Annotated in this window: 7 protein-coding genes and 1 rRNA gene; 6 read left to right on the top strand and 2 right to left on the bottom strand. The window is 64.0% G+C overall.

Translation table 11 applies throughout. The annotated features are described in order from the left end of the window. Positions 1-392 precede the first annotated feature (392 nt). Both FDY95_RS25220 and FDY95_RS25225 read left to right on the top strand, forming a co-directional pair. Positions 393-1466 (top strand): NADH:flavin oxidoreductase/NADH oxidase, encoded by a 1074-nt coding sequence (locus FDY95_RS25220; protein ID WP_138082397.1) that lies wholly within the window; start codon positions 393-395, stop codon positions 1464-1466. 108 nt (positions 1467-1574) lie between these two features. Continuing rightward, entirely contained in the window at positions 1575-2963 is a 1389-nt protein-coding gene (locus FDY95_RS25225) for a lysophospholipid acyltransferase family protein (protein WP_138082399.1), read from the top strand. A gap of 16 nt (positions 2964-2979) precedes the next feature. On the opposite strand, the gene FDY95_RS25230 is transcribed toward FDY95_RS25225, so the two are convergent. After that, positions 2980-3624 carry a hypothetical protein gene (locus FDY95_RS25230; protein WP_138082401.1) on the bottom strand — a complete coding sequence of 215 codons (645 nt, stop codon included), beginning with the start codon at positions 3622-3624 and terminating at the stop codon, positions 2980-2982. Next, positions 3608-4432: a metallophosphoesterase family protein gene (locus FDY95_RS25235; protein WP_138082403.1), complete on the bottom strand. Its 825-nt coding sequence runs from the start codon at positions 4430-4432 to the stop codon at positions 3608-3610. Before FDY95_RS25235 ends, FDY95_RS25230 begins: the two co-directional genes overlap by 17 nt. Before the next feature lie 245 nt (positions 4433-4677). Here FDY95_RS25235 and FDY95_RS25240 point away from each other — a divergent pair, with 245 nt between their 5' ends. The 4 genes from FDY95_RS25240 to FDY95_RS25255 all read left to right on the top strand — a co-directional run. Next, complete coding sequence (locus FDY95_RS25240) at positions 4678-4935, top strand: hypothetical protein (protein WP_138082405.1); 258 nt, start codon at positions 4678-4680, stop codon at positions 4933-4935. A gap of 78 nt (positions 4936-5013) precedes the next feature. Further along, positions 5014-6525, top strand: a complete 1512-nt coding sequence (locus FDY95_RS25245; protein ID WP_262710255.1) for an alpha-amylase family glycosyl hydrolase — start codon at positions 5014-5016, stop codon at positions 6523-6525. Between the two features lie 390 nt (positions 6526-6915). Continuing rightward, on the top strand, positions 6916-7203 hold the full coding sequence (locus tag FDY95_RS25250) for a hypothetical protein (RefSeq protein WP_138082409.1): 288 nt from the start codon (positions 6916-6918) through the stop codon (positions 7201-7203). 182 nt (positions 7204-7385) lie between these two features. Beyond that, positions 7386-7458: ribosomal RNA gene (locus FDY95_RS25255) — 16S ribosomal RNA — on the top strand; the annotation flags it as partial.

Consider the following 7458-nt stretch of genomic DNA (forward strand, 5'->3'; position numbering starts at 1 on the left):
AGCAGGCGAGGGGCAGGAAGGCTAAGCCGAAAGCGGCACGACCGGGTGGCGCCAGTCGCGCGGGCGGCCCGCCGCTTAGCGCAAGCGGCAGAATGGGACCAGCCTGGTCACGGTGGCGTAAGCGGCGCCTGAACTTGAACCATGAGTTTCATCGTCTTCGACCGTGAATAGCAATGGCTAATATAGGTTATGTAAAGATAATTCAAAATATAATACAAATTATTTGATGATTTTAATCTGATTTGAAGTTGGTGACTGGTCATGGCGCAGGTCCAGCGTTGCCGAATGCAAGTCCACGACTAACCCGGCGGACTGATTGGCTGTTGAGAAGGTCAGGCCGCTTCGGCCGCGCCACCCGCAGTTGGCGGTGTATTCATTCCATTATTCAGCACATGGCTCACCTGTTCACGCCGCTTACCCTGCGCGGCGTCACTCTCAAAAACCGCATTGTCGTCTCGCCGATGTGCATGTACTCGGCCGAAGACGGCTTTGCCAACGACTGGCACCTGGTGCACCTGGGCAGCCGGGCCGTGGGCGGGGCTGCGCTGGTCATTCAGGAAGCCACCGCCGTAGCGCCCGAGGGCCGCATCACCCCCGACGACCTGGGCATCTGGAAAGACGAGCATTTGCCGTTTCTGCGGCGCATCACTGCGTTTATCGAGGCCCAAGGCGCGGTACCGGGCATTCAACTGGCCCACGCCGGCCGCAAAGCCAGCCACCGCAGCCCCTGGAAAGGTGGCACTGAAGTGCCGTCGTCCGAAGGCGGCTGGCCCACCGTGGCCCCCAGCGCCCTGCCCTTTGCATCCACGGAAACCGCCCCGCAGGCCCTCGACCAGACCGGTATCGACCAAGTCATTGCCGATTTCCGCGCCGCCACCCGACGGGCGTTGGCGGCCGGCTACCAAGTCATCGAAATCCACGCCGCCCACGGCTACCTGCTGCACGAGTTCCTCTCGCCGCTCAGCAACCAGCGCACCGACAGCTACGGCGGCTCCTTCGACAACCGCACCCGCCTGCTGCGCGAAGTGACCGAAGCCGTGCGCGCCGAGCTGCCGGCCGACTTACCGCTGCTGGTGCGTATTTCGGCTACCGACTGGGTAGCGGATGGCTGGTCGGCCGACGACTCGGTGGCCCTGGCCCGCGTGCTGCAGGGCCTCGGCGTCGACCTCATCGACTGCTCCACCGGCGGCAACGTGGCCCAGGCCCCGATTCCCGTCGGCCCCGGCTACCAAGTGGAATTTGCGGCCCGTATTCGGCAAGAAACCGGCCTGCCCACCGGCGCCGTCGGCCTCATCACCGATGCCCGCCAGGCCGAGGACATCATTGCCACGGGCCAGGCCAATGTGGTACTGCTGGCCCGCGAGCTGCTGCGCGACCCGTATTTTCCCTTGCACGCCGCCCAGGAGCTGGGCGTCGAGTTGCCCTGGCCCAATCAGTACGAGCGAGCCAAGCCGCGGCGCCGGTAGGGGAGGAGCGGGGCTACCAACCAGCGGAAAGGACCGACAAGCCCGGCAGTGTCGCCGAAATTCCCGTATTTCTGGCGGCGGCCGGCCTGGCCCGGCCCTTTCCCCCCTATGGCCCTGTTTTACTCCCTGATGAAACCGCCCGTGCAGCTGGCGTTGCGCGTGTTTTTCCGTCGCCTCGAAATCCGCCACCCCGAGCGCCTGCAGGAGCCGGGGCCGCTGCTGGTGGCCGCCAACCACCCCAACACGCTCATGGACCCGCTGCTGGTGGCAGCCAACCGCCGGCGCAGTCAGCTGTTTTTTCTGGCCAAGAGCACGTTTTTTCAGAACCCGTTGTCGCGCTGGTTTTTCGAGCGCTCCAACTGCATTCCGGTGTACCGCCGTCAGGATGCCGAGTCGGGGGCGGCCGACGTGACACCCGAGGAGCTGGCCGCGCTCAACGAAAAAGCCTTCGGCCGCAGCTACGACCACCTCGACCGCGGCGGCCTGCTGATGATTTTTCCCGAGGGCACCAGCATTTCGGAGCGGCGGCTGCGGCCGCTCAAGACCGGCGCCGCCCGCATTGCCCTCGGCGCCGAAGCCCGCCGCGACTTTCAGCTGGGCGTGCGCATCCTGCCCATCGGCCTGAATTACTCCGCGCCCACCCGCTTCCGCTCCGACGTGCTGATCTACCCCGCCCGCCCCATCGTGGTGGCCGACTACGCCGAGCAGTACCGCCAGGACCCCGAAGCCGCCGCCGATGCCCTCACCGAGGAGCTACGCCGCCGCCTCGAAGACCACCTCGTCGTCACCCGCGACGACGCCGAGGATGCCCTGGTGCGGCAGGTGGAGGATACCTTCGGCGAGTACCTGGTACCCGAGCACGACGAGGGCAGCCCCTACGAGGAGTTTCGCCTCACGCGCACGCTGCTGCAGGGCGTGGCCTGGTTTGAGCGCCACGACCCCGAGCACCTGGCCGAACTGCACCAGCAGGTCGGTGAATACACGCGCAGCCTGCGCCAGCTGCGCCTTTCCGACGAAGCCCTGCAGCGCAGCGGCGCCGGGCGTGGCCGGCTGGAGCGCGGCCTGCTCACCACCCTGAAGGTCCTGCTGGGCTTCCCGGTCTACCTCTTCGGCCTCGTCAATAACTACGTGCCCTACATCATTCCCTCGATGGTGGCCCGCCGCGCGACCAAGGACGTGGAGTTCGTGGCCCCGCTGATGATGGTGACGGGTATGTTCACGTTCGGGCTGCTCTATCCGCTGCAGATCTGGCTGGTGCACCGCCTCACCCACAACGGCTGGCTGACCCTGCTCTACGGCCTGAGCCTGCCCGTCACCGGCTTCTACGCCCTGCACTACTGGGACCAGCTCACCCAGCGCCTCCAGCGCCTGCGCCTGCTGCGACTCTTCCGCCAGCAGCCCGCCGTGGTTGAAGCCCTGCTGCGCCAGCGCCGGAACATCCTGCAGTTGCTCGCCGAAGCCCGCGACGCCTACGTAGCCGCCCAGGCCAGCCGATAGCCGCCGTTTCCGGGCTTCAGGGCTTGCCGTTGTCAGCCAGCGGCCCGTCGGCGGGCGCCCCGCCGGCTTTGGCCGTGAGGCCCAGCGTCAGAATTTCGGGCAGGCGCAAGGTGCGGTTGGTCAGCCAGCTGACGAGGTACAAGTCATTGGTGCCGATTTCGGCGCCCAGCACCCGCCGCCGCGGCCAGCCCCCGGCGGCCGTCTGCACCAGCCGCGGCCCCACGAATGCGTGTACCCGAACCGCCGACGACCACCAGTAGTAACCCTTGGCGGGGTAGCGCCCGGTGTGGTTGCTCGATAGAAAGAGGTTCGGGCCGACGGTGTAGCTCACCAGCCCGCCCACGGTCAGCGGGGTCACGCGCCAGTCGGAGGAGCGGCCCAGCGCGAAACCGCGCGGTGCGTAGGTAGCCTTCAGGCTGACAATGGGCAGGGCGCGGCCGCCGGCCAGCTTGCCCGGCAGCAGGCCCACCAGCAGCTCCGGCTCCAGCCGCCGGTGCGCCAGCCAGTAGCCACCGCCCACGGCCACCGCCCCCGTGCCGCCCGCCACCTGCACCGACACGAAGAACGGCCCCGCCGCCGGGCCGCCCGACTGCGCCGCCGCCGGCAGGCTCAGCATCAGCCCGGCCCAGGCGCCCCGCCACACTTTACGAAGCTGGTCCATAATCCACGGTTTCAAGCCGGAATTCCCGCCGCCCCCACACCGACACGATGTGGTAGCGGTGCTTCTGCAGGCTGTAAGTGGTAATGTAAGGCACCGCGTCGTGAAACGGATGCTTGGCGGTGTAGCGGTGAACGTGCGCCGCCAGGTGCAAGACCAGTCGTGGGTGCCGGGCCAGCGCGGCGGCATAAGCGGGCGTCAGCTGCTGGTCGAAGTCGTTGTCGTTGGGCGGCACGTGGCACGCCACTACGGTGCGGCGGGTGGTATCGGCCAGCTCCCGGCGCAGCCAGCCCAGGTCGGGTACGGTGCCGTTGCAGCCCACTTCGCGGCCGTTGGTGTCTATCAGCACGAAGCGCGTGCCGCCGTACTCGAAGCTGTAGTTCAGCGGCCCGAACACGGCCTGGTACGCCGCGCGGCCGTTGCCCACCTGGTCGTGGTTGCCGATGACGGTGAGGTAGGGCATTTGCAGGCGCCGCAGCCGCGCGTGCATCCACTGCATTTCGCGCCCCAGCCCAAAGTCCGAAATGTCGCCGCCGATGAGCACGAAGTCGATGCCGCGCTGCCGGTTCACGCTGCGTACGAATTCGGCCGTCTCGTCGTAAAAGCGCTGGGTGTCGCCGATGAACACGAAGCGCACCGTGTCGCCACCCGCGGCTCGGGGCTGCTGGCGCAGGCGGGCCAGGTTTTGGGCGGTCAGCTGCCGCGCCCCGCCCGTCGCCGCCACCTGGCTGGGGCTGAATTCGAGCAGGTGACAACCCGTCGTGAGCAGCAACAGAGCCGCGGAGACTCCCCGGTGAGTAACAAGCTTCATTGCCAAAACGCACCGGCCACATCACCCGGCGGCGCCTGCTTTCTAACTGCCGCGCCCGGGCAGAGGTTTTAGGCCTACACCCTATATATAGGAGCGTAGGAACCGCCCCTGCCCTGTGCTGCCGGCGCCGCGGCCCGCCACGCGCCAAGCCGACGACCACACAGCCTCGCCGGGGCGTGGCGGCTATTGGTTGTGGCGGTTTGCGCTTATTTGTTGCGGAGTTGATTTATGGCTCCGCCCCGCGCTTGTTCCGTACCCACCCCGCCATTCCCCGCCTTCTGCTCGGTGCCATCGTGGCCGCCGCTTCCCTGACGGCCACTGCCCAACCCACGCTCAAAGGCAGCCAGCTGCCGCCCGCCTGGGCCAAAGACGTAGTCTGGTACCAGATTTTCGTGGAGCGCTTCAGCAATGGCAACCCGAAAAACGACCCCACGCCCGCCACGATGGCGCCGTCGTTCCTGGCCCCGCCCGGCTGGCGCATCACGCCTTGGGTCCACAACTGATACGAGCCCGAGCCCTAGGTCAGACAGGCCAAACTCAGCTGGGGCGACGAGCTGGGCCTGCGCCGCTACGGCGGCGACCTGCAGGGCGTCCTCAACAAGCTCGATGACCTGAAAGAGCTGGGCGTGTCGGCCCTCTATATAAACCCCATCAACGACGCGCCCTCGCTCCATAAGTACGACCCGCGCAGCTACCACCACGTCGACGTCACCTTCGGCCCCAACCCGGCCGGCGACCAGAAGATCATAGCCGCCGAAAACCCCAACGACCCCCCCACCTGGCAGTGGACCAGCGCCGACCGGCTGTTTCTAAAGCTGATCGACGAAGCCCACCGCCGCCAGATGAAAGTCGTGCTCGACTATTCCTGGAACCACACCGGCACCCAGTTCTGGGCCTGGCAGGACATCCTGCAGAAGCAGAAAGCCTCGCCCTTCGCCGACTGGTACCAGATTACCACCTTCGATAACCCCGCCACGCCCGCCAACGAATTCACCTACCAGGGCTGGGCCAACCTCGCCAGCCTGCCCGAAATCCGCAAGGTCGACGTGCCCGTGCCGCGCCAGCCCGGCGGCCACCCCTACGAGGGCAACCTCAACGCTGGCGCCAAGCAGCATATATATAGTGTGAGCAAACGCTGGCTGCTGCCCGACGGCGACGCCAAGCGCGGCGTCGACGGCTACCGCCTCGACGTAGCCGACCAGATTCCGCTGGGTTTCTGGCGCGACTACCGCACCTATATAAAGAGTCTGAAGCCCGACGCCTACCTCGTCGGTGAAATCTGGTGGGAGGAGTGGCCCGATAAGCTGATGAACCCCGCCCCCTACACCAGCGGCGACGTGTTCGATGCCGTCATGTTCTACCAGGCCTACCGCCCCGCCCGTCAGTTCTTCTCCAACGTCGCCGAGCCCCTCGACGCTCCGCAGTTCGTGCAGGCCCTTCAGGCCGAGTGGAACCGTCTGCCCGAGCCCACGCGCTACGCCATGATGAACGTCAATGCCACCCACGACGCCCCGCGCCTGCTCACCGACTTCTATAATGTCAATAAGTATAAGTACCAGGCCACGCCCCGCGACAATCCCGCCTACAAAACCGGCAAGCCCGACGCCGACACTTATAAGAGAGTCCGCCTCTACCTGATGCACCAGTTCACCAGCATCGGCGCCCCCCACATCTGGAACGGCGACGAGCTGGGCATGTGGGGCGCCGACGACCCCGACTGCCGCAAGCCCCTCATGTGGCCCGATCTGCAGTTTGAGCCCGAAACCCGCACCAACTACCAGCCCGGCCCCCTCGACCCCGTCGCCTACAACGCCGAGCATCACCGCTTCTACCAGCAGCTCACCCGCCTCCGCCGCACGCATCCCGTCCTGCGCACCGGCCGCCTGGAGTTCCTCACCGCCACCGGCAAGCGGCTTTCCTACCGCCGCTTCGACGGAAAAAGCCAGATCATCGTCCTCTTCAACCTCGAAACGACACCCCAGACATTCAAGCTCCCCGGAAAAGGCAAATGGACCGCCCTGCTCGGCGACGGAAAGCTAACCGCCACCGACGCCTCCCTTCCTGCTATGAGCGGCTTGGTCATTCAGCAATAAAACCACGTGTGAAATGCGCAGCAGGAGCCTGAAAAGTGCTCTTGCTGCGCTTTCGGGAGTCATCACAATGACTATTTACACGGTACAAGCAGCTGTTTACAACTCCATGCATAGCTCCTGAACGCAGGATTTGCCCCCATATAAGTAGCATTCCAAAGCGGCAGCTTGGTACCGGATAACTCTTGTTGAAATTTTTTTCAGCACCGTAGCCATCCTCGCAGGCATTGATTGTGAGGCGCCTGCCTTGGATTTATTGCAATAGATAGCCGCACGCTTGACCCGCAAAGTGGGCGGTAGCTTGCGTAGCCCAGATTAGTCTGCTACTTTTGCACTCCCAATCAGACGGAATGGGGGCAAGCACGGCCAAAATCAGCTTCTAAACTTTCCTTCGTGGAAAGTTTGCAGTTCGAAAAAGCTTCTTACCTTTGCACCCCGCTTCAGAAGGAGGCGGTCAGCAACGAAAGCGAGAAAAGAAAATTTTTCTCGAAAGTTTGCAACAGACGAAAAGCTTCTTACCTTTGCACCCCGCTTCAGAAGGAAGCGGTCAGCAAGGAAAAGACGGAGAAACAAAATCAAGAAAATTTCTTCGAAAGCTTGCGAAATGAAAAACACTTCTTACCTTTGCAACCCCGAACGAAACAACGCTCGGTAAGCACAGAAAAGAAGAGGTTGCAATAGCAACCACACGGCTGATTCAGATGGAATTAGCACACGTTCTTTGAAAGACTGGAAAGACAAATAGGTAAGACTTGTTCTGCTTCGGCAGAACAACGAGCAGCGTACAAAGAATAAAGCTCGTCAATACGGGTCGGATCAGCACTCGACATCGGCCCTGCTTCGGCAGGTGCTAAGAATTTTTTACAATGGAGAGTTTGATCCTGGCTCAGGATGAACGCTAGCGGCAGGCCTAATACATGCAAGTCGAACGGGGCA

It is taken from the genome of Hymenobacter jeollabukensis (genome assembly GCF_005771675.1).
GTDB lineage: Bacteria > Bacteroidota > Bacteroidia > Cytophagales > Hymenobacteraceae > Solirubrum > Solirubrum jeollabukense.

Coding starts and splice junctions, on each gene's coding strand:
- FDY95_RS25235 (WP_138082403.1), bottom strand. CDS start 4,432: ATGAAGCTTGTTACTCACCGGGGAGTCTCCGCGGCTCTGTTGCTGCTC.
- FDY95_RS25220 (WP_138082397.1), top strand. CDS start 393: ATGGCTCACCTGTTCACGCCGCTTACCCTGCGCGGCGTCACTCTCAAA.
- FDY95_RS25230 (WP_138082401.1), bottom strand. CDS start 3,624: ATGGACCAGCTTCGTAAAGTGTGGCGGGGCGCCTGGGCCGGGCTGATG.
- FDY95_RS25225 (WP_138082399.1), top strand. CDS start 1,575: ATGGCCCTGTTTTACTCCCTGATGAAACCGCCCGTGCAGCTGGCGTTG.